This is a genomic window from Mycetohabitans sp. B8 (assembly GCF_021991875.1).
GTDB lineage: Bacteria > Pseudomonadota > Gammaproteobacteria > Burkholderiales > Burkholderiaceae > Mycetohabitans.
The window spans coordinates 1-25,945 of sequence record NZ_JAHLKR010000020.1 but is presented as its reverse complement, the minus strand read 5'-3'; the positions used below and the strand labels follow the sequence as shown (position 1 = coordinate 25,945).

23 protein-coding genes and 7 pseudogenes are annotated in these 25,945 nt (G+C 60.2%); 13 read left to right on the top strand and 17 right to left on the bottom strand.

The genetic code is table 11. From position 1 onward, the window contains the following. Window positions 1–23 precede the first annotated feature (23 nt). The 4 genes and pseudogenes from KQH60_RS12765 (at window position 24) to KQH60_RS12750 (ending at window position 3,408) form a co-directional block, all read left to right on the top strand. Window positions 24–1,220, top strand: coding sequence for an amino acid aminotransferase (locus KQH60_RS12765; protein WP_237576811.1), 1,197 nt, complete (start codon window positions 24–26; stop codon window positions 1,218–1,220). 1 nt (window position 1,221) lies between these two features. After that, window positions 1,222–1,521, top strand: a pseudogene (locus KQH60_RS12760) (hypothetical protein); the annotation flags it as partial. A gap of 430 nt (window positions 1,522–1,951) precedes the next feature. Then, window positions 1,952–2,103: pseudogene (locus KQH60_RS12755) on the top strand (winged helix-turn-helix domain-containing protein); the annotation flags it as partial. A 3-nt stretch (window positions 2,104–2,106) separates the two neighbouring features. After that, window positions 2,107–3,408 (top strand): ATP-binding protein, encoded by a 1,302-nt coding sequence (locus KQH60_RS12750; RefSeq protein WP_237576861.1) that lies wholly within the window; start codon window positions 2,107–2,109, stop codon window positions 3,406–3,408. 303 nt (window positions 3,409–3,711) lie between these two features. Here KQH60_RS12750 and KQH60_RS12745 read toward each other — a convergent pair whose 3' ends face one another. The 3 genes from KQH60_RS12745 to KQH60_RS12735 form a co-directional block, all read right to left on the bottom strand. Further along, window positions 3,712–4,173: a rubredoxin gene (locus KQH60_RS12745; protein ID WP_237576810.1), complete on the bottom strand. Its 462-nt coding sequence runs from the start codon at window positions 4,171–4,173 to the stop codon at window positions 3,712–3,714. A 134-nt stretch (window positions 4,174–4,307) separates the two neighbouring features. Then, entirely contained in the window at window positions 4,308–4,703 is a 396-nt protein-coding gene (locus KQH60_RS12740; protein WP_237576809.1) for a DUF3597 domain-containing protein, read from the bottom strand. Between the two features lie 294 nt (window positions 4,704–4,997). Continuing rightward, window positions 4,998–5,093 (bottom strand): hypothetical protein, encoded by a 96-nt coding sequence (locus tag KQH60_RS12735; protein WP_237576860.1) that lies wholly within the window; start codon window positions 5,091–5,093, stop codon window positions 4,998–5,000. Window positions 5,094–5,553: 460 nt separating this feature from the next. Here KQH60_RS12735 and KQH60_RS12730 point away from each other — a divergent pair. From KQH60_RS12730 to KQH60_RS15095, 3 genes and pseudogenes are all read left to right on the top strand, one after another. Then, window positions 5,554–6,094, top strand: a pseudogene (locus KQH60_RS12730) (exodeoxyribonuclease III). Window positions 6,095–6,181: 87 nt separating this feature from the next. Beyond that, the gene (locus KQH60_RS12725; protein WP_368669353.1) at window positions 6,182–7,288 is read left to right on the top strand and encodes a DNA polymerase ligase N-terminal domain-containing protein; all 1,107 of its coding nucleotides are present in this window, start codon (window positions 6,182–6,184) and stop codon (window positions 7,286–7,288) included. Next, window positions 7,216–7,812, top strand: coding sequence for a DNA primase small subunit domain-containing protein (locus KQH60_RS15095; RefSeq protein ID WP_368669352.1), 597 nt, complete (start codon window positions 7,216–7,218; stop codon window positions 7,810–7,812). Before KQH60_RS12725 ends, KQH60_RS15095 begins: the two co-directional genes overlap by 73 nt. Before the next feature lie 199 nt (window positions 7,813–8,011). On the opposite strand, the gene KQH60_RS12720 is transcribed toward KQH60_RS15095, so the two are convergent. Further along, window positions 8,012–10,423, bottom strand: a complete 2,412-nt coding sequence (locus KQH60_RS12720) for a PAS domain S-box protein (RefSeq protein ID WP_237576808.1) — start codon at window positions 10,421–10,423, stop codon at window positions 8,012–8,014. Window positions 10,424–10,862: 439 nt separating this feature from the next. Here KQH60_RS12720 and KQH60_RS12715 point away from each other — a divergent pair. After that, window positions 10,863–11,094 (top strand): annotated as a pseudogene (locus KQH60_RS12715) (hypothetical protein); the annotation flags it as partial. Window positions 11,095–11,219: 125 nt separating this feature from the next. Here KQH60_RS12715 and KQH60_RS12710 read toward each other — a convergent pair. Then, window positions 11,220–11,492 carry a hypothetical protein gene (locus KQH60_RS12710; protein ID WP_237576859.1) on the bottom strand — a complete coding sequence of 91 codons (273 nt, stop codon included), beginning with the start codon at window positions 11,490–11,492 and terminating at the stop codon, window positions 11,220–11,222. 92 nt (window positions 11,493–11,584) lie between these two features. Between KQH60_RS12710 and KQH60_RS12705 the strand changes: the two genes are divergently transcribed. Continuing rightward, entirely contained in the window at window positions 11,585–12,229 is a 645-nt protein-coding gene (locus tag KQH60_RS12705) for a YigZ family protein (RefSeq protein WP_237576858.1), read from the top strand. 47 nt (window positions 12,230–12,276) lie between these two features. Here the strand turns inward: KQH60_RS12705 and KQH60_RS12700 are convergent, their stop codons facing one another. The 4 genes from KQH60_RS12700 to KQH60_RS12685 are packed head-to-tail and all read right to left on the bottom strand — an operon-like array spanning window position 12,277 to window position 14,869. Further along, window positions 12,277–12,966, bottom strand: a complete 690-nt coding sequence (locus KQH60_RS12700) for an amino acid ABC transporter permease (RefSeq protein WP_237576807.1) — start codon at window positions 12,964–12,966, stop codon at window positions 12,277–12,279. Between the two features lie 2 nt (window positions 12,967–12,968). Further along, entirely contained in the window at window positions 12,969–13,697 is a 729-nt protein-coding gene (locus tag KQH60_RS12695) for an amino acid ABC transporter permease (RefSeq protein ID WP_237576806.1), read from the bottom strand. 3 nt (window positions 13,698–13,700) lie between these two features. Next, the gene (locus KQH60_RS12690) at window positions 13,701–14,513 is read right to left on the bottom strand and encodes an ABC transporter substrate-binding protein (RefSeq protein WP_237576805.1); all 813 of its coding nucleotides are present in this window, start codon (window positions 14,511–14,513) and stop codon (window positions 13,701–13,703) included. Continuing rightward, window positions 14,510–14,869 carry a hypothetical protein gene (locus KQH60_RS12685; RefSeq protein ID WP_237576804.1) on the bottom strand — a complete coding sequence of 120 codons (360 nt, stop codon included), beginning with the start codon at window positions 14,867–14,869 and terminating at the stop codon, window positions 14,510–14,512. The genes KQH60_RS12690 and KQH60_RS12685 overlap by 4 nt, the downstream gene beginning before the upstream one ends. Here KQH60_RS12685 and KQH60_RS12680 point away from each other — a divergent pair. Continuing rightward, the gene (locus KQH60_RS12680; RefSeq protein WP_237576803.1) at window positions 14,869–15,582 is read left to right on the top strand and encodes an MgtC/SapB family protein; all 714 of its coding nucleotides are present in this window, start codon (window positions 14,869–14,871) and stop codon (window positions 15,580–15,582) included. The genes KQH60_RS12685 and KQH60_RS12680 overlap by 1 nt on opposite strands. Window positions 15,583–15,682: 100 nt before the next feature. On the opposite strand, the gene corA is transcribed toward KQH60_RS12680, so the two are convergent. The 5 genes and pseudogenes from corA to KQH60_RS12655 form a co-directional block, all read right to left on the bottom strand. Further along, window positions 15,683–16,660 carry a magnesium/cobalt transporter CorA gene (gene corA / locus KQH60_RS12675; protein ID WP_237576802.1) on the bottom strand — a complete coding sequence of 326 codons (978 nt, stop codon included), beginning with the start codon at window positions 16,658–16,660 and terminating at the stop codon, window positions 15,683–15,685. Window positions 16,661–16,764: 104 nt separating this feature from the next. After that, a pseudogene (locus tag KQH60_RS12670) lies at window positions 16,765–16,911 on the bottom strand (enoyl-CoA hydratase); the annotation flags it as partial. 268 nt (window positions 16,912–17,179) lie between these two features. Beyond that, window positions 17,180–18,535: a hypothetical protein gene (locus tag KQH60_RS12665; protein ID WP_237576801.1), complete on the bottom strand. Its 1,356-nt coding sequence runs from the start codon at window positions 18,533–18,535 to the stop codon at window positions 17,180–17,182. 789 nt (window positions 18,536–19,324) lie between these two features. Continuing rightward, entirely contained in the window at window positions 19,325–19,726 is a 402-nt protein-coding gene (locus KQH60_RS12660; protein ID WP_237576800.1) for a type II toxin-antitoxin system MqsA family antitoxin, read from the bottom strand. 2 nt (window positions 19,727–19,728) lie between these two features. Beyond that, window positions 19,729–20,031 (bottom strand): type II toxin-antitoxin system MqsR family toxin, encoded by a 303-nt coding sequence (locus tag KQH60_RS12655; protein ID WP_237576799.1) that lies wholly within the window; start codon window positions 20,029–20,031, stop codon window positions 19,729–19,731. 49 nt (window positions 20,032–20,080) lie between these two features. Here KQH60_RS12655 and KQH60_RS12650 point away from each other — a divergent pair. The 3 genes and pseudogenes from KQH60_RS12650 to KQH60_RS14865 form a co-directional block, all read left to right on the top strand. Further along, window positions 20,081–20,512, top strand: a pseudogene (locus KQH60_RS12650) (chromosome partitioning protein ParB); the annotation flags it as partial. 466 nt (window positions 20,513–20,978) lie between these two features. After that, the gene (locus KQH60_RS12645) at window positions 20,979–21,185 is read left to right on the top strand and encodes a hypothetical protein (RefSeq protein ID WP_237576798.1); all 207 of its coding nucleotides are present in this window, start codon (window positions 20,979–20,981) and stop codon (window positions 21,183–21,185) included. Between the two features lie 237 nt (window positions 21,186–21,422). Further along, window positions 21,423–21,557: a hypothetical protein gene (locus KQH60_RS14865; protein WP_255779141.1), complete on the top strand. Its 135-nt coding sequence runs from the start codon at window positions 21,423–21,425 to the stop codon at window positions 21,555–21,557. Between the two features lie 55 nt (window positions 21,558–21,612). Here the strand turns inward: KQH60_RS14865 and KQH60_RS12640 are convergent. From KQH60_RS12640 to KQH60_RS12630, 3 genes and pseudogenes are all read right to left on the bottom strand, one after another. Beyond that, window positions 21,613–21,783: pseudogene (locus tag KQH60_RS12640) on the bottom strand (IS6 family transposase); the annotation flags it as partial. A gap of 120 nt (window positions 21,784–21,903) precedes the next feature. After that, window positions 21,904–23,595, bottom strand: coding sequence for a carbamoyltransferase C-terminal domain-containing protein (locus KQH60_RS12635; protein WP_237576797.1), 1,692 nt, complete (start codon window positions 23,593–23,595; stop codon window positions 21,904–21,906). A 54-nt stretch (window positions 23,596–23,649) separates the two neighbouring features. Continuing rightward, window positions 23,650–25,945, bottom strand: a 2,296-nt coding sequence (locus KQH60_RS12630; RefSeq protein WP_237576796.1) for an amino acid adenylation domain-containing protein, incomplete at its 5' end; no start/stop codon positions are given.

Here is a 25,945-nt window from a genome sequence, read left to right as displayed (position 1 = left end):
GTCTTACCTTTTTAGGATATTCCATGTTCGAGCACGTCGAAGCGTTTCCCGGTGATCCGATCTTGACGCTCAATGAGGATTTTCAGGTCGACTCCCGGTCCGACAAGGTGAATCTGAGCATCGGCATCTACTTTGACGCACAGGGCAAGCTGCCGGTCATGGCTGCCGTACGCGATGCGGAACAGGCGCTGGCCGGCGAGCACGGACCCCGCCCCTACCTGCCGATGTCGGGACTGCCCGCGTATCGCGACGCAGTACAGCAACTGGTGTTCGGCGACGCGTGCGGCGCACGCGCCGCTCGGCGCATCGCAACGCTACAGACGCTGGGCGGCTCGGGTGCGCTGAAAGTCGGCGCAGATTTCCTGCGGCGCGCCTTCCCCGACGCGCAGGTGTGGATCAGCGACCCCAGTTGGGAAAACCACCGCGTGGTGTTCGAGCGCGCCGGCTTCACGGTGAACACCTACTCGTACTACGATGGCGCCACCGGCGGCTTGCGCTTTGACGCGATGCTCGATGCGTTGCGCGCGATTCCGAAGCGCCACATCGTGCTGCTGCACGCGTGTTGCCATAACCCGACCGGCGCCGACTTGGACCGCGACCAATGGCGCGACGTCATCTCGCTAATCGAGCAAAACGAGCTGCTGCCGTTCGTCGACATGGCGTACCAGGGTTTCGGCACGGATCTGGACGATGACGCCTTCGCGGTGCGCGAGCTGGCCGCGCGCGGCCTATCATGCCTGGTCGCGAACTCTTTCTCGAAGAATTTCTCGCTGTATGGCGAGCGCTGCGGCGGCCTGAGCGTCGTGTGTCAATCCGCCGACGAGGCAACGCGCGTACTCGGGCAGCTGACCGGCGCGGTACGGGCGAACTACAGCAATCCGCCGACCTACGGCGCCAAGGTGGTACACAAGGTGCTTTGCACGCCGGCGCTACGCGCGTCGTGGCAATCCGAGCTCGCGTCGATGCGCAAGCGCATTGCCGCGATGCGCCAGGCGATCCACCAACGGTTGCAGGGCCGTGTCGCCGACGATGCCTTGTCGCGCTATATCCGACAGCGCGGCATGTTCACCTATACCGGGCTGAGCGCCGCGCAGGTAGACCGGCTGCGCACCGAGCACGGCGTGTATCTGGTTCGCTCCGGGCGGATGTGCGTCGCGGGCCTGAACGAGCAGAACGTCGGCGTGGTCGCCGACGCCATCGCGAGCGTGCTGCGCGCGTGACGGCTGTTTTTTCTTGTCGCCGCAATTGGCACGCTTCAGCGCGCACCATCCCGACATCTCGATCGACCTGCTGCCGGTGCCGCATTTCGTGAGCCTGTCCAAGCGCGAGGCCGATCTGGCGATCATGCCCGTGCTGGTAGACGAAGTATTCGTCACGCGTCGCTTCTGGCTATGCTGCCGCGAGGATTTGCGCAAGCTGCGCCGCGTCACGTCCCTGTGGCACTACCTGCGCGCGGTCGCCGACGCCAACCACGCGTTTCTGATGGGCGACAACGCCCAGATGGGGTACGTGCCAGCGTGAAACGGCGAATAGTCTACACCGCCGCCAACCATGATCGTATAGATGTGCTCGGCATGAGTCGGTGGCGCGGCAGGCAACGTGGCCAGCGGCAACGCCAGGGAGAGTAGACGTTTGTACGCGAGTCAGCAAAAAGGTTGTGATGGAAACAATAGTCTAAGATCGCCGACTGCACCTCTATTCTGAAGTTGTGCAGATTTGTGTCCCAGTTTAACGGGTTGTCCTGGGCTATCTGCGCACTATCCATGGCACCGCTAGGCCGGATAGAATCGGCCGGTGCGACACAAAAAAGACCATGGAAGACGTACCGCTTAAACATCAGGTCCTGCTAATTGAGGATGAGGACCCGCTCGCGCAGTTGGTGCGCGAGATCCTCGACAGCGACAAATCCTTGGTCCATGGGGTCCGGCGCGGGAACGTCGCGCTGGATGCACTGCGCGGCATCGAATTCGACGCACTGGACCGTTCCGTCAATTCCAGCATCTCACAACTCAGGCGACGCTTCGCAGACGCTACGTCAGCGCCGTGCAAGATCAAGACCATCTGGGACGCGGCTACCGATTCAGCCCGTTCGCGTGGGAGGAGTCAATGCTTCGTTCGCTGATCCAGCTGTACTTGGCCGTCATCGTCGTCGCGGGTGCCGCCATCGCATTGGTCAACGTGTCGTTCGTTCGCATTTTTCATGAGCGCGCCAGCGAGCAGGCGCGCAATTCGCTGTCCACCTACGCGTTCGTGCTGACCGATTATCTCGCGCGGCACGCCGGCGATCAGCGCGCCGCGGCGCTACGCGAACTGAGCAAGCATGGGAGCGAAAGTTTCAGCTTCATGACATGGCAGGACGTCGAGCGGTTGCTCAACGGGCGGCAGTTGAGCGAACTGCGTGCCGGCAAGATCGTGATGAGCATGGATACCAATCACTACTACATGCCATTGCCGGACGGCATGATCGTGCACGCCAATCCGGAGGAGCCGACCAATCTGGACATCCAGATCTACGCATACGGGTTCATCGCGCTCGCCACGCTGCTGGCCGTCGGGGCATGGATTCATTACCACTGGCGCGATCTGCGCAAGCTTGAGGCCGCTGCTCGTGCATTCGGCACAGGCAAGCTGTCCACGCGGGCCCAGGTGTCCAGCAAGTCGAACATCTATGCGTTGTCGCGGCAATTTAATGAGATGGCCGAGCAGATCGAGACCTCGATCCTGCAGCAGCGTGACATGATGTACGGTATTTCGCACGAGCTGAAGACGCCGCTGGCCAGGCTCGAATTTGGGCTGGCGCTGCTTGCGTCGCCAGACTCGCCTGAGCGCCAGCGCGAGCGCCACGACGCGCTGCACGCCGACGTGCGGGAGCTCGACGATTTAGTGACCGAGTTGATAACGCTATGCCGCCTTGAGCAGTGGGCGCCGCACAAGACGCCGATGCATGTGGCGGTCGGCGAACTGCTCGACAGCGTCGCCGGCAGCGTCGCGCATGACGTCGACGACCGAGGGCTGACACTGTCGGTATCGACGCAGGGCGCGCCACAGCGGCACGTATGCGATCCGAAGCTGGTTGCCCGCGCATTATTGAACCTGGTGCGCAACGGCCTGCGCTATGCGGGCAACAACATCATGCTGAGCGCAACGACTGACGCGCATGGCGCGCTGCAGCTTGCTGTCGAGGACGACGGCCCAGGCATCCCCATCGAAGATCGTCAACGGGTATTCGAGCCGTTCTACCGGCTGCATTCCAACCGCGACCGGCAAACCAGCGGCTTCGGCTTGGGACTGGCGATCGTGCGGCGCGTCGCACTGCTGCACGGCGGCAGCGTATGGCTCGAGCAAGGCGAGCTCGGCGGCGCACGCTTTGTCATGACGTTGCCTGGGCTGCCAGGCGAGGAACCCTAACCCTCGCTGACGGAGCCCGCACCTGCTGCTGCGTGAAGCGGCCACCGGGCCGGTTCAGCGAAAGCCTAGGCAGGATCTCGAGGCGACTTGGACATGAAGTTGGCGCTTGCGTGTAGAGGGGATACAAGCATCGCAAGTACGTGACCCATTTATTGTTGACCATGACACAGAACGACACGCCTGTATGGCGACCGCGCCGATCGGCCACGATCGGCGCCAGCCACGCTGTGCAAAGTATGCGATGCCAGCCTACCCGGCATCCTCGACGCATACCAGTGAACCGTGACACTGACTGATACCGGTTCAGAACTCGACCATCGCGAAGTCCGCCTTGCCCACATCGCAAAGCGGGCACCGCCAATCGGCCGGCACGTCTTCCCAGCGGGTCCCTGGCGGGAGCCCATCGTCTGGCGCGCCGTGCGCCTCGTCATAGACCCAGCCGCAGATCACGCAGACCCATTGTCGAAACGCGACCACGTCGGGCTGCGCCGAAGCCGGCTGCACCGCTGCGGCGGTATCGAGCCGTGCAGCGAGGCCCGCCTGACATGATGCGTCCCCTGCCGGGCCGTGCCCGGCCGCCGGTGCGTCTAACGATACGATAAGCGGTTGAGCCTGCGGCGTCGCATTGGCAAACCTGGCGTGCAATTGCCGATACAGAGCCGCCGCCTCGTCCGGGTCCAGGTCGATCCAGTAAGGCTCTCCTACGTGGTCGTTGAGCCGGTTGGCGGTGAATTGAATCTCGACAACAGCGCCTTTCTTATACATATGGAAAATCGTGACAAGGAGGAAAACGCGACGCCCTAGCTGCCATCGCGAAGCCGACATTCTATCGGCAACGTCCGGTTAGATTATGTCATGAGCATTGTCAATCAATTTCAAGGTCCACAACAAAGCGCCGCTCAATGGAACGGCGGGGGGACTTTTGCGCCATTAGCGGCCAGCGCATGCATCAACTTGCCGTGCAACCGCTCGATCGTCGCCGGGTCGTCAATCGGGCCGTCGCATCTCAATTCGCCGGCAAGCTGGCTGAGTTGCGCAAGGCCGTCGTCGATATCCAGCGCGGCGAACAGGTCGGTCAAAGATCGCCGCCAATCCAGCGCATGCCCGCCCTCGCACACCCGTGCATCCAGCACGGCGGCGACATCGACGCCACTCAGCGGTGTCGGCACCGGAATCGGCGCGTCGGTCGACACCGTAGCCGCCGCCGGGTCCGGCGCGGGTTCCAGCGAAACGATACACGCATCCGGCTTCGCGTTACGCAGCAGCTTGCTTACGATAACACCAAAGATCGTCATCGCTTCCTCCCCAGACTTGAAAAACCAAGCGGCAACGGCAACCGCAACCGCAACGGCGCTCTTCTATGTTATGAGACGCCGTAACAATGATTCCGCCATTTATATTGGATATTCCCAATGGCCGGCGGCTATACGATCGACAACGAATATCGCTCAACCGCCAACCAATGGTCGATACAGCGTTACTGTAATGACCTAGCACAATGGGCACACATCAGGCTGCTCAATTGAACGCCTGTACGGGCGTTTGCATGCCCAGCGCCTGAGCAAGCGCCGGTGGTTGTAGAACTGTATTTAGTCGTCTATGACCCGGCTCGCGTGCTGCAAGGTCTCGAAGCGGTGGCGATGCGTGCATTGCTCCTTGAGGGTGCGTATCACGCGCTCGACCATGCCGTTTTGCCGCAGACAATGTGGCATGATGAACGGCTGGCGTCGCCCCTAACCGCTTACTAGCGCGGTGTAGTCGCGGCTATTGAATACCAAGCCGTTATCTGAGCATAGCAATGGAGATATCAGAAATTTTGTGTGCTGAGGTCGGTTAAAAAATCTCAGCTGATGGCGCAAGCGAATCGTTTGCCGAACAGGATCGCGAACTGATAGGTAGCTTACCGCCCGGTAATAGGCGGAACGCCACAGGCCAAGCCTTGGCCCATCATAGTTGTTGGCGAATCCGGCAAAATCCTGGGTCGGCATGCGGCGCGGCGCCTTATCGAGGTCGCCGTGGCCGTTTCGCTTGTCGGGTGCGCGCCGCCGCGCGGTGTGACGCGCTGCGGCGGCAGCGCACGACAACGACGGATCGGCATGAGGCTTGCTGGGCTAGCGGGGTGCGCGCCATCGAAGTACCCGACCATTGAAAATCGCCACCTTTAACCTCAACGGCCTGCGGGCACGACTCGGCCAACTGCTGGAATGGCTCGAGCGCAAGGCGCCTGACACGGGCTGCCTGCAGCAACTGAAGACACCCGACGAGCGCTTTCCGGCAAGCGAGCTGGAGCGGGCCGGCTACGGCGCGCTCTGGCGCGGCCAGGCAGCGTGGAACGGCGTGGCAATCCTGGCGCGGGGCGAGCAGCCATGTACTATGCGACGGGCGCTGCCCGGCTTCGAGGCCGACACGCATAGCCGGTACCTGGAAGTCAGCGTCGCCGGCTTGCTGATTGCGACGTTGTACTTGCTGAACGGCAATCCGCAGCCCAGCCCGAAGTTCGACTACAAGCTCGCCTGGTTTGACAAGCTGATCGAACATGCGGCGACGATGGTCAACGACAGCCGGCCCGTCGTGCTAGCAGGCGACTATAACGGGGTGCCGACTGACGATGATATCTACCCCACCCGCGGGGGTAGACACTTGGGTGCGCGGCCGGCCACAGGCGAGCGACCATGCACCGACCTAGACCGAATTGCAATGGGGGAGTGACGCGGACGGTGGACCGGCACACCCAAGCACGGCGCGCAGGTCCGACGCACGAACGGAGACCCGGATGCGAAAGGCACTAGATGAATACACGCGTAAGCGCGACTTCGACACCACCCCAGAGCCGTCGGGGAAAACGGGCAAGCCGTCGGCACAACGGGGGCGTACCAACCCTGCATTGCAGTTCTGCGTGCAGAAGCACGACGCGACGCGGTTGCACTACGACTTGCGCCTCGAGCTAGAGGGCACATTGAAAAGCTGGGCGGTCCCGAAGGGGCCGAGCTTGGACCCACATGTCAAGCGCATCGCGATCCATGTGGAGGATCACCCGCTCGACTATGCGACGTTCGAAGGTCATATCCCGAAAGGCCACTATGGCGCCGGCGACGTGATCGTATGGGACCGCGGCGTCTGGGTGCCGGACGGCGAGCCCACCGAGGCTTACCGAAAAGGCCGACTGACCTTCCACCTTAACGGCGAAAAACTCACCGGTCGTTGGCATCTCGTACGTATCCGGCAGGAAGGCAAGCAAGAGCCATGGCTGCTGATCAAATCGGACGACAGCTATGCGCGCCCGGAATCTGAATACGATATTGTGCAAGCGCTGCCGGACAGCGTGCTCAGTGACCGCACCCTGCGGCCCGCGACCTCGGGCCAACGCCCCGCGACGCGTCAGGCGACGCGCCAGCGCCAACCTGGAACGACAAGCAACGCGTCGGCGCAAGCCCCCCTACACGAGCCCGCCACGACACAGAGCCGGCGTGAGCTCCACACGCCTGCGCTGGACGGCGCACGCGCCGCACCGTTACCCCAATCGCTCAAACCAGCGCTCGCGACGCTAGTGGATGCTGCCCCGGCCGGCCACTGGCGGTATGAAATCAAGTTTGATGGCTATCGGATCCTGGCGCGGATCGACGGCGATGAGGTCAGGCTGTTCACCCGTAACGGCAACGACTGGACCTTGAAGATGCCGCGCCAGGCCGAGGCGTTAGGCCACCTAAAACTGGACTCGGCATGGCTGGACGGCGAAGTGGTAGTCCTCAACAAAGCGGGGCTGCCCAACTTCCAGTCATTGCAAAACGCATTCGATGCGCGGCGCAGATGGGCGCCATCGAGTTGCATACATGGAATGCGACCACCGCGCGGCTCGATCATCCCGACCCTTTCGTACTAGACCTCGATCCCGACCCTGCGCTACCGTGGAAACGAATGATCGAGGCGACACAACTGACACTGGCCGTGCTGGACGAACTCGGTCTGACATCATTCCTGAAAACGAGCGGCGGCAAGGGGCTTCATCTGGTGGTGCCGTTAACGGCGTCACAGGAATGGGCCGTTGTGAAAGAGTTCACGCAAGCGCTTGTCCAGCATATGGCACGACAGCTGCCGGACCGATCCTCAGCGGTATCCGGCCCGAGAAACCGGGTCGGTCGTATTTTCATCGACTATCTACGCAATGGCCAAGGCGTGACAACGATTGCACCGTACGCGGTACGCGCCCGAGCCCAGTTGCCCGTCTCGGTCCCGCTCCGGCGTGACGAACTTACGTCACTGAAGCGCGCCAATCAATGGACGATCGCCAACCTTCGCCACCGTCTCGCCAAACAGAATACCGATCCGTGGCATGGCTACGTCCGCGTACGACAGACGATCACCGCGCAAATGCGCGAGCGGATCGGCATGAAGCGATCTGCTTGATCCAACGACGCCGCTCAATGACCCAAATAGACGGAACTCACCGAGTTCGCTGGCCTTGCCACATTGTCCCGGCCTGCGCCGGATTGCACAAAACCGTTCATCGACGAGCCGACACGGGTGACCGCTACTTCAGTCATACCCATTGCATTCCTGCGACAATAGTGATGCTCCTATCGTCATCTTGCGTGGCCCGCACCCGTCACGGCCGCCCCAGTACGGCACGCAACTGCTCCACGGTGTACGGTTTGCGCAGCGCTTCCCACGCGAAACCCAGATCACAGTTGCCCGGAACATCGTTGCCGGAAGCGAAGATCACGCGCAGACTGCGCTGTACGTCGAGCGAGCGTTGGGCCAATTCGACCCCTGACATGCCCGGCAGCGTGATGTCAGTGAGCAATACGTCGAACCGATCGCGCCGGATCGCGTCCAGCGCCGCTTCCGCCGTGCCCGCCGCGACCGTCACATGTCCCTGCATCGATAGGATTTCCCGTACCGCCTCGGTCGCCGCCGCGTCGTCGTCGACTAGCAGGATGCGCAAGCGCTCGGCACGCGCAGCCGGATCGTCCGGCACCGGGGACTGACGCACACTGGCCGCCCCCTGCGGCGGCGGGTCAACGCGTTTTGCGGGCCGAGGGGCGCGGCGGAGCGCGGCAGTCGCATCGCTCGGGGCCAGCACCGCCGAGCATGCCCGGCCGGCGGTGACGGACACGTCGTGGTTGCCGAGCACGGTGCGCAAACGCGCCGCCAACTGCTCGCGGCTGTATGGCTTGCGCAGCAGTTCGACGCTGTCGTCCAGCCGCGCATTGTCCTCGATTGCGTCCTTGGTATAGCCGGATGTGAACACGATCTTCAACCACGGTCGAAGGCGCAACGCCATACGCGCGAGTTCGCGGCAGCGGATCGAACCCGGCATCACCACATCCGAAAGCAGCACGTCGACATGCACGCCGCTGCGGATCAATGCCAGTGCCTGATCTGCGTCGTCAGCGCGCAGCACCCGGTAGCCGAGTCCCATCAACGTCTCGGCTACGGTGGCCTGCACCGCCTTGTCGTCCTCGACCACCAGGATCGTCTCGTTGCCGCCCTGCGGCGCCGCGCTCGGCGGCACCCGCACCGTATCGGCCGGCGCCGTGGAGCGCGGCAGGTAGATGCGCACGCTCGTGCCTTGCCCCGGCTTGCTACGGATCAGGATATGCCCTCCGCTTTGCTTCACAAAGCCGTACGCCATGCTCAAGCCCAGCCCTGTGCCCTGCCCTTCCGGCTTGGTCGTGAAAAATGGATCAAACGCCCGCTCGATCACGCTGGGCGGCATGCCGGTGCCGGTATCGGTAACCGCCAACGTCACATACTCACCAGGACGCAAATCCGGAATCCCGGCCACCGGCTGTGGACCTAGCACCGCATTGGCCAGCGCCAACACCAGCCGACCTCCGTCGGGCATCGCATCGCGGGCGTTGATGGCCAGATTGAGGATCACGTTTTCGAGCTGATGGCTGTCCACCAGCGTGTTCCAAAGCACGTCGGCCACCGTCGTCTCGATATGGATCGTCTCGCCAAGCACGCGTCGCAGCAAGTCGTCCATGCCGTGCAGCACACCGCTGAGGTTGACGACCCGGGGCTTGAGCGGCTGCTGGCGGCCCAGCGCCAGCAATTGCGCGGCCAGCTTGGCCCCGCGGTTCACCGCGTCGATGGCCTTGCCGAGCCGCTCACGGCTCCACGCGTCGCCGCCATGGCGATTCTCGAGCAGCTCTAGGTTGCCACGCAGCACCTGCAACACATTGTTGAAGTCGTGCGCGACACCGCCGGTCAACTTGCCGATCGCCTCCATTTTCTGCGCCTGGAACAGCGCAGTGCGGGTTTCCTCCAGCGCCTGAGCCGCCTCGCGCCGCTCGGTGATATCGCGCGTGATCTTGGCAAAGCCGATCAGCTCGCCATCATCGTCGCGGATGGCATCGAGCACCACGTGCGCCCAAAAACGGGAGCCGTCGCGCCGCACACGCCAGCCTTCCGACTCCCAGCGACCTTCACGCGCCGCCACTTCGAGGCCGCGTTGCGGCACCCCGGCGGCAGCCTCCTGCCGCGTGTAGAAGCGGGAAAAATGCGAGCCGATGATCTCCTCGGCCTGGTAGCCCTTGATGCGTCGCGCGCCCTGGTTCCAGTTCGTGACAATGCCCTGTGGCGACAGCATGAAGATCGCATAGTCGGTCACGCCCTGAACGAGCAGCCGGAAACGCCGCTCGCTCTCCATCGCCACATCGTGCACTTTCTTCTTGTCGCTCATGTCGCGCACGATCTTACCGAAGCCGAGTAGCTGGCCGTGCGTGCCATGCAGCGGCGTCATCACGATGCTGCCCCAGAACGTCGTACCGTCGCGGCGCACGCGCCATCCCTCGCTCTCATAACGGCCGTCGCGCGCCGCCGTGCGCAGCGCAGCCGCGGGCGCGCCGGCCCGGCGGTCCTGGTCTGGATACAGGTCGTCAAGCATGCGCTCCAGCGCTTGCTCGCGGGTATACCCGTAGATACGCTCGCCACCGGCATTCCAGCTCAGTATGTGGCCATCCGGCGACAACGCGAATATCGCATAGTCGGCAATCGTTTCGACCCACAACATCGGCCAAACGCACGTCAGGCTGTCGGGGGCAGGTCCGCGGTTGGTCATCGGCACATGGCTCTTTGCAATAGGCTCGATTACAGCGTGGTAAATCGTACATCGAAGCCACGCAACACGGCATCGCGCACACCGTCCCGCGAGCAGTCGGCACGTGGCCCATCGCGCGACGGCCACCAGCCGATCTAACTCATTCTATCCCAGCGCAGCGCCCTTGCGTCCGCTCACAGCACGTTGGCAGGCCAGCGCTTTAAGAATCCGCCGCATCACTTATCTTATTGGCAAACGGTCAATATGAATATCAGGCAATGCGTCTCTCACAGAGGACTATCAGATAATGCACCTCAAGGACTCAGCGCGCCAGGCCGTGCACTCGTAGCGCGCGTGTGCATTGGCGTTGAACCCGTCTGCGCGCGTCATCGCGGTATAGAGGACCCATGCGCTGGCGCCTTATGGGGCGCCCGTCATCGCCGCGCTGGCCGGCAAGCCAGTGTAAGTGCCCACCGACGGCACAGCGGCATGGATCGATGCGGGTCTTGCCCATCGAGACCGGCAAGGCGCGCACCGCGTCACTCCGAATCGACCGCTGCCGGCGTCCGTATCAGGGCACCGACGACCTGCATGACGCCACGCAGGCGTATTTGGACTGGGAATATGCCCTCGTCGCACAACTGGACCTCATCGCACAGCGGGGAGCGCAACGGCATATACTGCTTCTTCGTAATCTAAGCGTCGTCGGCATACCGTGCCATCACGCACGGCCCGCCGCGGTCCGGCGTGCAGGGTGCAACAGCGGGGGCTATGCGCCGAACGGATCATCCGGACGCGTCACCTCGCCCACTAGGTTGTACTCCGCTCGCATCGCCGTCAGCACCGCGGCAATGTCTTTCTCATAGCCGGCCGCGTTGCTGAAGTGTCCAAGCGTCCAGTTGCATCCGGATGCGTCGGGCGGTTGCATGCGCGGCCGCGGCACGCGGATCTTCACGCCGTCGTCAGCAATGTGATAAAGCCGGTGGAGTCGGCGCTCGAACTCCTGTTGCAGCCGCGTCGCGTTCAACGTCTTTCGAATCATGAACCCTTCGGTAACCGCCGGCGCGAGCGCCGGCGGCGCTGCCGCCTTCGTGGAACTCATCGGGTATGATAGCCGAACGGCAGCTGGCCGCGATGTCATCGGCACGGCTGCTGGCGAACCCAGCCTGTCCTCGAAAGTCCTGTCAATTGCCGACCTACACGCTCGCTTCTGCCGTCCACGCGGAACTCGATATTCGCAAGAGTCGCTTTATCAGCGCCGTCATGCCAGTCGAAAACCGCGCTACTGCGTTGGCCGAAGTCCATCGCCTGCGCACCGTCCACTCGGATGCGACGCATGTTTGCTGGGCGCTACTCGCCGGCGGCCAGTCCGGCATGTCCGACGACGGCGAGCCGTCCGGCACCGCGGGCCGCCCGATGCTGGAGGTGCTGCGCCATCACGACCTGGACGGCGTGCTCGCGACGGTGGTGCGCTACTACGGCGGCACCAAGCTCGGCGCAGGCGGACTCGTGCGTGCGTACACAGACGCGGTTGCGACGGCGCTGCAGCACGCGCCGCGCATCGAGCGCATCGCCCAGAAGCACTTGACCATTGACGCCGGCTACGCAGATGAGGCACGTATCCGGCACTGGATCGCGCAACAAGGCCATGTGCTCGCCGACAGCCAGCATGGCATGCGCGTCACGCTGACCGTCGTGCTGCCGCAGGATGCGCTGGACGCCGCCCAGCAAGCATTGCGCGACCTAACCCACGGGCGTGCCACGCTCGCGCCGCACTAAAGCACGCTACGTTATTCGCTCAACGCATTTGTGCCGTTGTGCCGTGATTAGTGTAACGGCCGCGGCGTCGTCACGGCGACCAGCCGCGACGCAATCGCATCGAATGCGGTACAGATCAGTACATAGATGAAGGCGACCAGCGCAAAAATCTGGGCCGGATAGACCATCAACCGGTTGTTGACTTGCGTGGCGAGCAACGACAGTTCCGGCACGCCAACGATGTACGCCAGCGACGTGTCCTTGATCAGCGACACCCATTGGTTGATGAACGACGGCGCCATGATCCGCAACGCCTGCGGCAGCACCACGAAGCGCAGCGCCTGCATCCGCGTGAAACCCAGCGACAGCCCGGCCTGCAGTTGAGCGGCGCCCACCGCGCGGATGCCCGCGTACACCGCATGCGACAGGTAGGCGCCGCCGATCAGCGACAATGCGCAGACAACGGTTAGTTGACCGGGCGCATCGATATGCAGCACGATGGGCAGCAAAAAATATGTCCAGAACATCAGCATCAGCACGGGAATCGCGCGGAAGAACCCGAGCACGGCGAGCAACGCCGTATGAATAGCGCCGCGCGTCACCGCCAACGCGATACCGGCGACGAGCCCGAGCGCGCCAGAGGCGAAGGCCGACGTCAGTGCGAGCACCAACGTCAACGCCACGCCGCCAAGCGGCCCGTTCGGGAACGTGCCGACCAGCAAGTACGGCAGATTGTCCAGCAGGATTGAGATGTCCATCGTCACCCCGAGCGAGCAGCCGGGTGACGCCGCTGCACCACGTGCGCGAGCGCCTCGATCACCGCGATTGTGCCGATATACAGCGCCGTCGCCACGCCGAATGCGGCAAACGTCTTGAACGTCTCAGTCTCAACTTGGCGAGACGCATACGAGAGCTCGGCTAAGCCGATCGCCATCGTCAACGACGAGTTCTTCACGATATTCATGTACTGGCCGAATAACGGCGGCATCGCGTTGCGGACCGCCTGCGGCAGCACGACATGGCAGAACGCCTGCCAGCGCGTGAGCCCGAGCGCGGCGGCGGCCTGGCGTTGTCCGCCGGACACACCCCGCAGGCCGGCGCGAAACTCCTCGCCGATAAACGCGCATGAGTAGAACGTCAACCCGACCCAACCAGCGATGAATTCGAACGGCGGCCAGCGTAGCGACAATGCACCGGCTTGGATCACATGAGGCGCGTTCAGCCACTGCATCAACCCATCGGGCAGCAATGTCGCCGCGCCGAAATACCAGAACATGAGTTGCACTAGCAACGGCGAATTGCGAAACACCAGTACGTAGGCTGCGGCGGCGCGACGCACCAGCCGCGCATCGGCACTATGCGCCATCGCCAACGCAAAGCCGCTCGCAGTGGCGGCGACGATCACCGTCGCGGCCAGCGCCAACGTGACACCAAAACCTTGCAGCAGCCAGCCGACGTACTTCGGCGTCAGGATCCACTCCTGCGGCACGGCTCAGACCTTGTCGCCGATCTTGAACAGGCGCGGCAGCGGCGTGCTCGTGTGCGGGCCAAACCAGCGATTGTAGATCTGCTCGGCCATGCCACTCTTCTCCAGCCCGCGCAGCGTATCGTTGACGAACGCGACCAGCCGCGTCTCGCCCTTCGGGATACCTACGCCCATATAGTCGTTGGAAATCGTGAACGCTGGGATTTCGTAGTTCTGTTTGTCGGGCACGTTGGCGAGCAGGCCGACCAGCTTTGGACCGTCCTGCGTGATCGCCTGCACGTTGCCGACCCGAAGCGCGGCGAACGCGAAAGGCGTGTCGTCGTACGCGACGATGGTAGCCTGCGGGAATTTCTCGCGCAGCGTAATTTCGTTGATCGTGCCCTTGTCCGCGCCGATCCGCAGACCGTTGAGCTGCTCGGCCGACTTGAGCGCGCCCTTCTTGGCGAGGAACTGCTGGCCGGAAGAGAAATATGGAATGCTAAAGTCCACTTGCTTGGCGCGCTCCTCGGTGATCGTGAAGTTTGCCAGCACGAGATCGACCTTCCTGGACGTGATAAACGGAATCCGGTTCGCCGGATTGGTCGGCTGCAACTGGAGCTTCACGCCGAGCTTATCGGCCAGGGCCTTGGCGTAATCGACGTCCAAGCCGACAATATGATGCGTCTTCGCGTCGACGAAGCCAAATGGCGGATTGCTGTCGAACGTCGCCACCCGCAACACGCCCGCCTTCTTGATGTCGTCGAGCCGGTCAGCGTGAGCGACGCCAGCCGCGATGATCAGCAAGCCGGCCAGCAGCGTGGAAAACACTGTCGATTTCATGTCTTGTAGACCTTAATGATTGAGCGGCGCGTGCACCAGATCAGTGCCGCAAGGTGGCTTACCATAGCATCGACAGGACGATTCTCAAACCAATAAATGTAGCACAGCATAGAACGCCTTGGAATAATGCCCGCGCGGGTTTCCGGCGATGCCGCGCTATCGGCGGACAGCGGCGCGAGCAGCAGGCAATGCTTGCCGCCTTCACGATGCTGCGCCGCCACGTGATGAATTTTTAATCTGAGAACGATCAAATGACTGGCCCGGGATCGGCGAACGTCAAGATTTCCAGTAACCTTGCATTTTGGCGGCTGCGTCGGCGCCTCGCGCTGGCGCGATCCAACACCGGAAGCGTGCAATGAACTGGACTCTGATTGAAATGGCTGGCTCGATCGGCAACCTGGAGTTGGTCGGGCGGTTGCTGATGGCGGCGGCGCTCGGCAGCGTGATCGGCATCGAGCGGGAACGGCTGCAGTGGGCAGCCGGACTACGCACCCACATGCTGGTCTGCGTCGGCTCCGCCTTGATCATGGTTGTGTCGACCTATGGCTTCACACAGGTGCAAGGCAAGGAAGGCGTAGTGCTGGATCCGTCGCGGGTCGCGGCCCAAGTGGTGTCTGGCATCGGGTTTCTTGGTGCTGGCTCAATCCTGCTGCGCGGGGAAGTCATCCGGGGGCTGACGACCGCGGCAAGCCTGTGGACCGTGGCTGGCGTCGGGCTGGCCGTGGGCGGCGGACTGTACGTCGCGGCCAGCGCCGCGACGGCGATCATCCTAGTGATCCTGGTCGGCGTGAAGCCGCTCGAGCGACGCTTCATCGCGGCTAAGCTCCGCCGCGAGGTGCGGCTCGTCGCCAGCCGCGGTGCGTTGTCGATCGATACGTTGTCCGAGGTGCTTGGCCCGGGCAGCGCGCGCATCAAGCGCTTCATCGTGCAGCAACAGGAAGACGGCGGCGATATCGATGAGGTGACAATCGCGTTCTCGCGGGTCACCGATCCAGAGTTCGCGACCATTGTGCGCCGGCTCGAGCAAATGCAGGGTGTGCGCCACGTGCGTGAAGTTAGTCCGTCATAGCCCGCGGCGTGGGTCGATTCGGCTTTGATAATAGCGTCAAGGGTAGCGCGGCGGCGCGGCCTCTCAATGTCGGAATCTCCCTTCGGCCCATGCTGCCGGGTCAAAGCCAGCCCGCCTTCCTAAACCGCCACCACAATACCGCATCGATCGCCAGCATGACCGCCAGGCACGCCGGATAGCCATACTGCCAGTGCAGCTCCGGTATGCTTTGAAAATTCATCCCGTAGATCCCCGCAATCATCGTCGGACTGGCGAACAGCGCGGCAAACGCGCCGAGCCGCTTAGTCGTCTCGCTTTCTGCCAGCGAGATCATGCCCAGGTTCACCTGAATCGCGGTCGAAATCATCTCTTGGCGACCATCGATCAGCTTGTCGATGCGCACCAGATGATCATAGACATCACGGAAATATGCCTCCATGCCGGCGCACAGCGCCGGGACGCGGCCACCCTGCAACTTCCCCACCGCCTCCAGCAAAGGCGCGACGTGGTGATGCAGCCGCACAAAGCGGCGCTTGAGCGAATACAGATCTTCTATCACGTCACGCGACGCCGCGGTGCCCTTCTTCTCGAAAATCCGGTCCTCGACGATCTCCGACTCGTCGATCAACGCCTCGACGACAGGAAAATAGCGGTCCACTACGCTGTCGATCAATGCGTACAGCACGAAGGCCGAGCCGTGCCGCAGCAAATGCGCGTCACGCTCGCAGCGGGCACGCACGTCCTGGAAGCCGTGCTTGCTGCCTGCACGAATGGTCAACACATAGTTTGCGCCGACAAAGATCGCCACCTCGCCGACTTCCAATTCTTTGTCTGACGTTTGCTCGACCGTGTGCAGCACGGCGAATAGCGACGCGCCATACTCTTCGATTTTCGGCCGTTGATGACCGTGGCGTGCGTCCTCGACCGCAAGCTCGTGCAAGCCGAACTCGTGTGCCATCTGCGCCAATTCCTCGGGACCCGGGTCTTTCAGCGCCACCCAGACAAAACAGTCCGGTTTCGCGACGTATTCGCTAATGTCACCCACCGGGATGTCGCCCATCTTGCGACCATCGTGGTATGCAGCGCAGTTAATCAGCATCGGTGACTCCGCTTTTTTGCAACCGCCGAAGGATAAGCCAGCTGGCGCAAAACAGCGAGGCCCCTGATGTGATGCAAGCGCCGCCCCGGCGCCCGACAGGTCAGTCAACGTCGCGTGCCACGTTGGTCGATGAACGCCTGGACGCCGTCCAACGCGGCCCCGTCCATCATGTTGCATGCCATCGTCTGCGCGGCCCATTGATAGGCGGCGTCGCCGCCCATTTCGGCCTGCCGGTAGAACAAGTCCTTGCCGAGCTTCGGCTTAGACAACACAGCCCTGAGAGCGCCGAGGAGGTAGATCGAGGGGTTCCCTGCAAGGGAGCCGTTGAGCGCTGCGAAATGCTGGGTGGCGCGGATGATGTGCTGGCGCCTACATTAATGGAAGAGAGGGGTATCCGGGGGTCCATGGTGAATCCTAGGGTGGTGTTCAGCACTTGAAGATAGACGGTGGACTGACATCACCCTGTCCGACTCACGAAGGATCTCCCGTATAAACGAAGCATGCGGGTTCAGCCGCAGGTTAATGTGACCGACTTCTGAACCAAGGCACACTGTCCTGGATTCGCGCCCGGGCCGGCTCAGAGAACTGGTTGGCTTCCATAAAGCGGGTAATTTCACCCACCGCTATATTCCATTGACGATCGTCTAAGTTCTTTAGCACACCCGCGAATCGAAGTCGGTTAAGCACATCGCATAAAGCGGCTTCGCCCGTGCCATTCAGTAGACTCAACCCCTGCTGCCAGGCCCACTTTACCAGTGCATCGTCCAGATTGTAGGTGCACGTTAGTAGGCCAAGTGCGACCTGTGCGCGCTGTGCTGGCAGTACGCGCAGCAATGCTGGCTCCAGTAACTGGAGTTCGTGTGCGTGGTGCTCGCGCGATAAATGCGTCAGCCCCTCTGGGAGATCGCTTAGCGCAACGCCCAACTGCTCGTCAGGCAGCGACAGCGCCACATCACGCAGCTGCGTATACTGTGCAAGCTGTTCCGTTTGCGGTAAAACCCATATGAAACTTGCTAACATGCCAACCGATGCGCCTTGATGAGAGGGCGGCAGTTGCAACGCGTGTCCGCGTAACACTGCGTACAACTCGGGGCGGCGGTCGTCGTTTCCCCCAAAGTGAATCATTCGCAGACACAATACCGGGATCAGCTCCGCTTGCTCGGACACCCTCAAGGACGCCAGCCGAGCCACGAGCGCCTGATAACGCTCGACAAATTCAGCTGAGCCAAACAACAAGAATTTCAAACTGTCAGCCAGTTCCGCCCAAACATTCTCTTCTTCGGGCGCACGCCGCTGCGCCATCGCGTAAGCAAAGTCGAATAATTCATCCCGATGGCTCCAATGAAAATCGGGCAATGAGTGCAACAACAGCGCTTTTTGTATCTGCACGCCCTCCTTCGGAATGCGCTGCGCCGCCGCGTACACGCGCTTGAAGGCTTCGCCTTGCTCGCGATACGGCAATGCTTCCAAACGCTGGCGCAACGCGTCAAGCGGCTCGACGTGCTGCGCCGGATCGGCGAGCGTGCTACCCATCTCACTGAGCAGCTGGTTGACTGACGCGAGACTTACGGCTTGATTCGCTCGTTGCCAGTAGCGGTAGACTAAGCGCCGACTTTGCATCGCATGGTACGTGCGACGATCGACTGCGGAAAAATTTCCCACGTCTTGCACGGGCACGTAGTCACCGATCCGTTCAATGAGTTCGCGCGGCAGATCATGATATGTCGTGGGCCGGCTGGCCGGCAGGTTCGCCAACCCACCGCTTGCTGGTTTCAATGTCGGCGGGGGCGCCGACGTAGCAGGCTGCGGGCACGACTCCAACGCACACATGTAGGCTGGGTAGTCGTTCAAAGCGGCATGCAGATCAAAGTCCATCTGTAAGCTCGGCAGTCGATAAAAAACGGCGCAATACGAAGTGAGGCCACACACCAGATTAGCTAAAAGTGGGAAGCTGAGCACAGCGGTGGACTTTGACCGTCATGTTCTTGGCGGATAGTGCAATGCCAATATGCGGCAGTTGTTACCTCGTTTGTTGGCAACTCACACTTTTGAAGAGAAATACTATATTAAAGACACCTCCCTATCCCCGGTTGACCGATATCCCTGTAAGTCATTTAGCTTTTGGCGTAGAATGCCCGCAATATGTGATGCCGGTGCTGGCAACTCCATGTCGTCATGCTTGCAAGCAATGTCATGAACCTCGGTTTTGCCCAGCACGTAAGGCTGCCATGCCTGCGGTGAAATGGGCTCAATAAATTCGTCCTGTGCCACCGTCGCGCGGAAAACAGCATATCGCCGTTATAAATACGCGGCGAAAATCTTCGAATAATATGCTTATTATTCTGAATCACCACACGAATTTTCTCCCACAGATATTTGTCGACTTCCGACACACTTTCTGCATCGTGGCGCGAAAATAGATGGGTATAACTATCCGCCTCTTCAATGACGCTTTGCTCACCATTGCGTTGAGTAGGGTCTGGTATAGCATCCAGCACTGCCAGTAATACGACTCGCTCGCCCTACTGCTCGGGTTGCGTCGCCATGCTGGGAACAACGTTTCCACCCAACGATGCCTGCCGGCACATCAAACGACACGCTGGCTTACAACTCAATTTTAAAATTATTGACGACGCCATTTTACAGCTAGCGTTTTCCAGTCTGTCAGACGGTTCTGATCTCGTTAAGCAGATCTGGGTGACGATCCAACAACTTGAACAGCTTGACCAAGGCCAGCGGCGGTTTAGTCTTGCCGTTTTCGTAGCGAGAGAAAGCATTGACGCCACCGCCGAAAAGTTCGGCGGCCTGCCGCTGGTCAAGGCCGAGCCTCTTGCGCACTTTGGAGATATAGCCAGGATCAACATAGGCGGCATTGACTTGATACTGGAACAAGCCCACCAGTTCGCTATAGCGGTCGCCGTGTTCACGGTCCAAGGTGATTTCACCACAGGCAGGACAAAAGTCGCCCGTTACCGCTGGAATGGAGGTAGTCTCGCCTTTATAAGTGTAGGACACGTCGCGGGTATCGTGGATCAGTTCCGCCGCGCCGCAGCATGGGCATTTCATGGTCACAGCTCCTTGAAAGAAACGATCAGCACGTCATCAATAACAGTCAGCTTCAGGTACACCTCATCGCCAATTGCTGTCTTGGCATGGTATACGTCCTGCCAGATACGATGATCGGCATGGGTCGTCATGCTCTTGTAGAAGTCGGCGGTAGTGAGCGCCAAAACAACGGCACACATCCCGGCCAGATCATTGATGCCAAGCTCACGCGCTCCACTGTAGGCGCTTGCGGTGGCCCGGACTTGTCCGACCTTTACCAAATCTTTGACGATTGTCAGTTTACAGTGAGGGGTGCCTTTCTCCATCTAATTATTTTAACCTACTTGGTTGATTTGTAAAGTAGGTTAATAGCGGAAGTCGGAAGACGCTTACGCTGCCGAGGACAGGGACAAGGGGGAGGCGCAGGAACAGCGGCGCGCGCAGGTAGCCGAGGAGCTGCAAGCCATCGAGCGTGCCCTGCAGGGCTGTGCCTCGGAGGTGCGCGCCGTAGCCGGTGCCATTGTCACTCTTGACCACGAAGGCAAAGCCGTCATTCATCGTGAGCCGCTGCAAGAGGCAAAGGCGCTGCGCACGCGGGAAGAGCTGCGGCAGCGTTTCACCGCAAGCGAAGACGCGAATGAGGACAAAGGCGATGAGGCTGACGAAGTGGCCAAGACTGCGAAGGTCTCCAACCGGCTAGCGCAACGGTTGAGTGCCCACCGCACGGCGGCGCTGAGAATCGAAGTGGCCCAACATCTGCAGGTCGCGCTAGCCACGCTGGTGCATGGCATGGTGCTAACCGTCTTGCCGGGAAGCCTACGGCGACTGCTGGCCGTTCCAGACTCACACAAAGTGTGGAAGAGCCATTTTTACATCGGCGCTAACAACTGGGCTCTGTCTGCGTCCATCGTGCAACGCAATTTTCCATTGGGCCCCCGCCAGGTCGGGTGACGTTGCCAGTATTACGTTCTCAGCATCGACGCCGGCTCAGTGATCTGTACGCATGATAGCCTCCGTTGCGTTCGCCTTGATTCACTTAAGCTTTGGTTGGTCTCACGCTACATAGGAAGGATCTACTTAACAGTGTCCGGGTGTCCTGCGTTACAGGGTCAATGCCATTTGACGCCCATGCCTGCGCAACAGCGCGCGCCTGAGTTCGTGTCGCAACGTGTTACTTCGCGATCACCGGACTCCACGCAGTTCGGCATGGCATCGTTGTGCTGCTCGGCGATCGAAAGCCAGCTCAGCACTGATCTACTTCAAGGAGAGCGTTATGATGCCTACCATTGGCGGCAGTCTTATGGATCCGACTAGCCTGCAGTCGCTAGACCCCAAAACTATGTCGGCGGATCAAGAAAAACAGCTTGAGGCGCTCAGCCAGCTTTTCAATGGGCCCCTCGGCGGCGGGCCGCTTGGAGGCAAGATCAAGGAGATGATGGACGCCTACCACACGGCTCACCCCGACACGCAGCAAGCATAACGCCAAAGGCACCGGCCGACCGTGTGATCGACATGGGCGTCGCTTACACGAGCGTGGGCGGCTTGACCGCCCAGTCTGGCCGGTTTTTACGATGATCAGTCTACCGCCCAATTGCGATTCGCCGGCTCCAATCTTGATGACGAGACCCATGTCCTTCGCCACGTTGTCATCGTCGGATAGCAGCCGCAGCGGCTCAGTCATAGCCTGTGCAACCAACAACCGATCAAACGAAGCACGGTGAATATCGAGCAGGCCGCGCACTGCCGCAGCGTGTACCGCTGTCACCGGCAGTTCGCGAAAACCCACCTCTTCCATGGGCGCTACGAGCTCGTTCACGTCGGCTTCAAGCTTGCCGAGTCCAGCCTTGATTAAGATTTCCCAATGCTTGCGGCGCTGACAAAAACGGCATCCGCGCTTAGTATGGTGGATTATGGTCCACTTCGATTTCCCGCTCGGCCATCAGCGCTTCCAAGTGACGCAGGCTCAACGGTTAAGCCACATACCAGCGCGCACATAACAAGATCACATCCAGCGGGTAATGCAAGCGCTTCAGTACCTTGGCTACGCCAGTCGGTAGGGAGTTCTTCTGTTTCGGCATGGTATCCAACAAACTTGAACAACCTTCAATCTTAATATACTGGCTTAACGCGACAGAACGCCTTTACGCAGCGTCAGCCCTCACTGCAGTTCGGCATTCTGTCTAACGCTGCCCAGCCGATTATCTGACGATAAACCTGTCACCCACAAACAAGGCGTCAATTGCCGTGCCTTGGAACGTTTTAATTGCATCCGAGGGCGTACAGACAATCGGTTCGCTATCATTGAACGACGTATTCAGCACAACCGGCACCCCTGTAATATCAAAGAAATGCTTGATCAGTGCATGAAACTTCGGATTGCTCTGTTGGCTGACCATTTGTACGCGTGCCGAATTATCTTTATGTAGGACCGCCGGAATTGATGCACGACGCTCCTGTTTCGCCGGACACGCAAAGAGCATGGAATGATGACTCATCGACGCCTGCCCCATCTCAAACCAGTTTTCCGCTTCTTCAGCCAGTACGCTCGGCGCCAGAGGGCGAAACTCCTCGCGGTGTTTGACTTTCACATTCAGCGTCTCGCGCATTGACGCACTGCGTGGATCGGCTAGCAATGAGCGGTTCCCCAGCGCGCGCGGGCCAAATTCCATGCGATCTTGAAACCAGGCCACGATTTTGCCCTCGGCGATCAGCTTAGCCGCGTCGCGCGCAGGGTCGGCGCTGCGTTGCGGTGACAAGCCTGCATCACGGAATGCGGTATCGATATCGGCATCGGAAAAAGAGGGGCCAAGATAAGGGTTGTTATCCGCGCACGATGGGCGCTGACCGGAAAGCGAATAATAAAGATGAAGTGCGGCACCCACTGCTGTACCCGAATCGTGTGGCGCGGTGGGGACATACATTTGCGAGAACAAACCGCTTTCTTTAATGACGGAATTGCTCACGCAATTGAGTGCGACTCCGCCTGCATAGCACAATTTATCCGATCCGGTGCGCATACGCAGTTCACGTGCCACCCCAAGTAATGCCTGATCCGTCGCTTCCTGCAATGCGGCGGCAACATGGCGATGATGATCGAGGATCGGTTCCTTGTCCGCTCGCGCCGGCCCAAACAATGCCTCAATCGCGCCGAAGTCTGCAAGACGGAAGCGCGCAACTTCTACGTCGATCGAATATCGCTTGTCTCCTGTATCGAGGAGCTTTTTAAATGTCTCGCGGAAAACTGCCGGATCGCCATAGGCTGCCAGCCCCATCAATTTGCAAGCGTCATATTCAGAAAACCCTAGATACTTGCTCAGCTTTTCCCACAAGAATCCAAGCGAGTGCGGATAATAAATCTGATCCAGCGTGGTGATCTTATTCCCATCCCCTTGGGCTAACAGCGTGCATCCTGCCTCACTGATGCCATCGACGACCAGAATGGCAGCCTGAGCAAAACCAGATGGATAGAAGGTAGACGCCGCATGAGCGATATGATGCGGAATAAAGGCTAGCTTGTCACCGAACTGATGGTCCAAAAGACAATCGATTGCGTTGGGAACTTCACGAAGCTTAGCAAGAAAGGTTTCTTCGCCCTCAGCGCTTCCCCAATCACCTGGCTGACTCAGCGGGTCAAGCTTAAATTCGCGCTTTCTGAGCGACGGATCGAACGAGTAAGCCACTCCGTCTAGATCAGAGGCCTTTAATCCAGCATACGAAAGACAGAAGCGAATGCTGTGTTCAGGTAATTCAGCGGGTCCTGTTACGCTGGCTTCTTTCGCATGCTTAATCCGCGTGAATCGTTCTTCCTCCACTGCCGCCACGATTTTTCCATCGATGACAAGCGATGCGGAGGACTCGTGATAAGCCGAATTAATACCGAGAATCTTCATATTATTAATACCCCGTCAATAATGATAAAAACACTTTGTTATCAACAACTTCAATTACTGTGTTAAAGGCACCTCCTTATCCCCGGTTGACCGATATCCCTGTAAGTCATTTAGCTTTTGGCGTAGAATGCCCGCAATATGTGATGCCGGCGCTGGCAGCTCCATGTCGTCATGCTTGCAAGCAATGTCATGGACCTCGATGTTGCCCAGCACGTAAGGCTGCCATGCCTGCGGTGAAATGGGTTCAATAGATCCGTCCTGTGCCACCGTCGCGCGGAAAAACAGCATATCGCCGTTATAAATACGCGGCGAAAATCTTCGAATAATATGCTTATTATTCTGAATCACCACGCGAGTTTTCTCCCACAGGTATTTGTCGACTTCCGACACACTTTCTGCATCGTGGCGCAAAAATAGAGGGATATAACTATCCGCCTCTTCAATGACGCTTTGTTCACCATTGCGTTGAGCATGGTCTGGTATAGCATCCAGCACTGCCAGTAATGCGACTCGCTCGCCCTGCTGCTCGAGTTGCGTCGCCATGCTGTGGACAACGTTGCCACCCAACGACCAGCCCAGCAAATAGTACGGACCACGGGGCTGAATACGGCGGATCTGCTGGATATAGTCCGCCGCCATGGCCTCGATCGTAGGCGCGAGTGACGAAGCGCCATCCAGTCCGCGGGCTTGCAAACCATAGACAGGATGATCGGCTCCCAAATAGCTTGCCAGGCTTCGATAATGCCAACTCAGCCCAGTAACGGGATGGATGCAGAAAAGCGGGGGCCGAGAGCCGTGCGGTTGAATCGGCAGCAGTACTGCAAAGGAATCATCCTGCACACTACCTTGCGTGGAAACACGCTGCGCCAGCGCGGCAAGGGTGGGGGCCTCAAATAGCGTGCGCATCGGAATGGACACACCCAATGCGGTGCGGCTGCGACTGAGCATCTGCATTGCCTGCAACGAATGGCCGCCCAGCGCGAAAAAGCTGTCGTGACGGCCCACCTGCTCCACACCCAACAGCTCGGACCAGATTTGGGCCAGTGTCGTCTCGAGCTCGCCCTGCGGCGCTTCATACGCTTGGTGCACGAATGCGTGGACGTCCGGTACGGGTAGTGCCCGCCGATCAAGCTTGCCGTTTGGCGTCAAGGGCAATGCATCGAGCCGCACGAACGCACTGGGCACCATGTACTCGGGCAACGCTGAGGCCACATGTGTGCGCAACGTATTGGCTAACCCTTCATCGGCCTGCGCCACCACATACGCCACCAGGCGCTTGGCGCTCCCTTCGCCCATGGCCAACACCACCGCCTCGCGTACCTGTGCATGCTTAGCCAAACACGCCTCGATTTCGCCCAACTCAATCCGGAAACTGCGAATCTTGACCTGATGATCATTGCGGCCCAGGTATTCCAAATTACCGTCGGGTAAATAACGCGCCAAGTCACCTGTTCGGTACATCCGTGCGTCGGCTTCGCTCGAGAACGGATCACGCACGAAGCACTCGGCCGTGAGTTCGGGCCGGTTCAGGTAACCGCGTGCCACCCCCGCTCCGCCAATATACAACTCACCGACCGCACCCAACGGTACAAGCTGGCGATGGGCATCGAGCAAATAAATCCGCGTGTTCGCAATCGGTCGACCAATCGGGACAACCTTGCTGTTCATCTCCCGCCCGCCTCGCCATACGGTGGCGCACACCGTGGCTTCCGTCGGGCCATACGCATTGAAGACGGTGTAGTGTTGGCTTAAATACTGCACTAATGCCGGATCAGGGGCTTCACCCGCAAGAATCAGCGTTAAGGGCGTACTGAGGGTAGGCAGTGCTTCGCCCTGTTGAAACAGCGCGGGTGGCAACGTCACGTGCGTAATCGCGTGACTTGCCAAATAAGTCCAAAGCTCCCGTTGATCCCAACGGATGGTCTCGGGCGGCAGATACAATGTCGCACCGCTGCCAAACGCCATCAGAATTTCAGAGATACTCGCATCGAAACTGAGTGAGGCAAACTGCAATACACGGCTGGTCGCGCGCACATCAAAGCGGGCAATCTGCGCGTGCACAAGATTCATCACGCCGCGATGTTCCACCATGACGCCCTTCGGCGTACCGGTGGAGCCGGACGTATAAATCACATAGGCAAGATGATGAGCCGTGAGCTCCGGTACCGACGGATTCGTGTCCCTCTGCTCCGGCACTGTGTTCGGGTTGAGCACCGTGCGAGACGCGAGTGCCGCATCACCGAGCGTGGCACAACCCACCGCATCCGCCAACACAATCTCGGGCGCCGCATCTTGCAGAATATGCGCGAGCCGCTCGCCCGGATACGCTGGGTCCAGCGGCACATAGGCC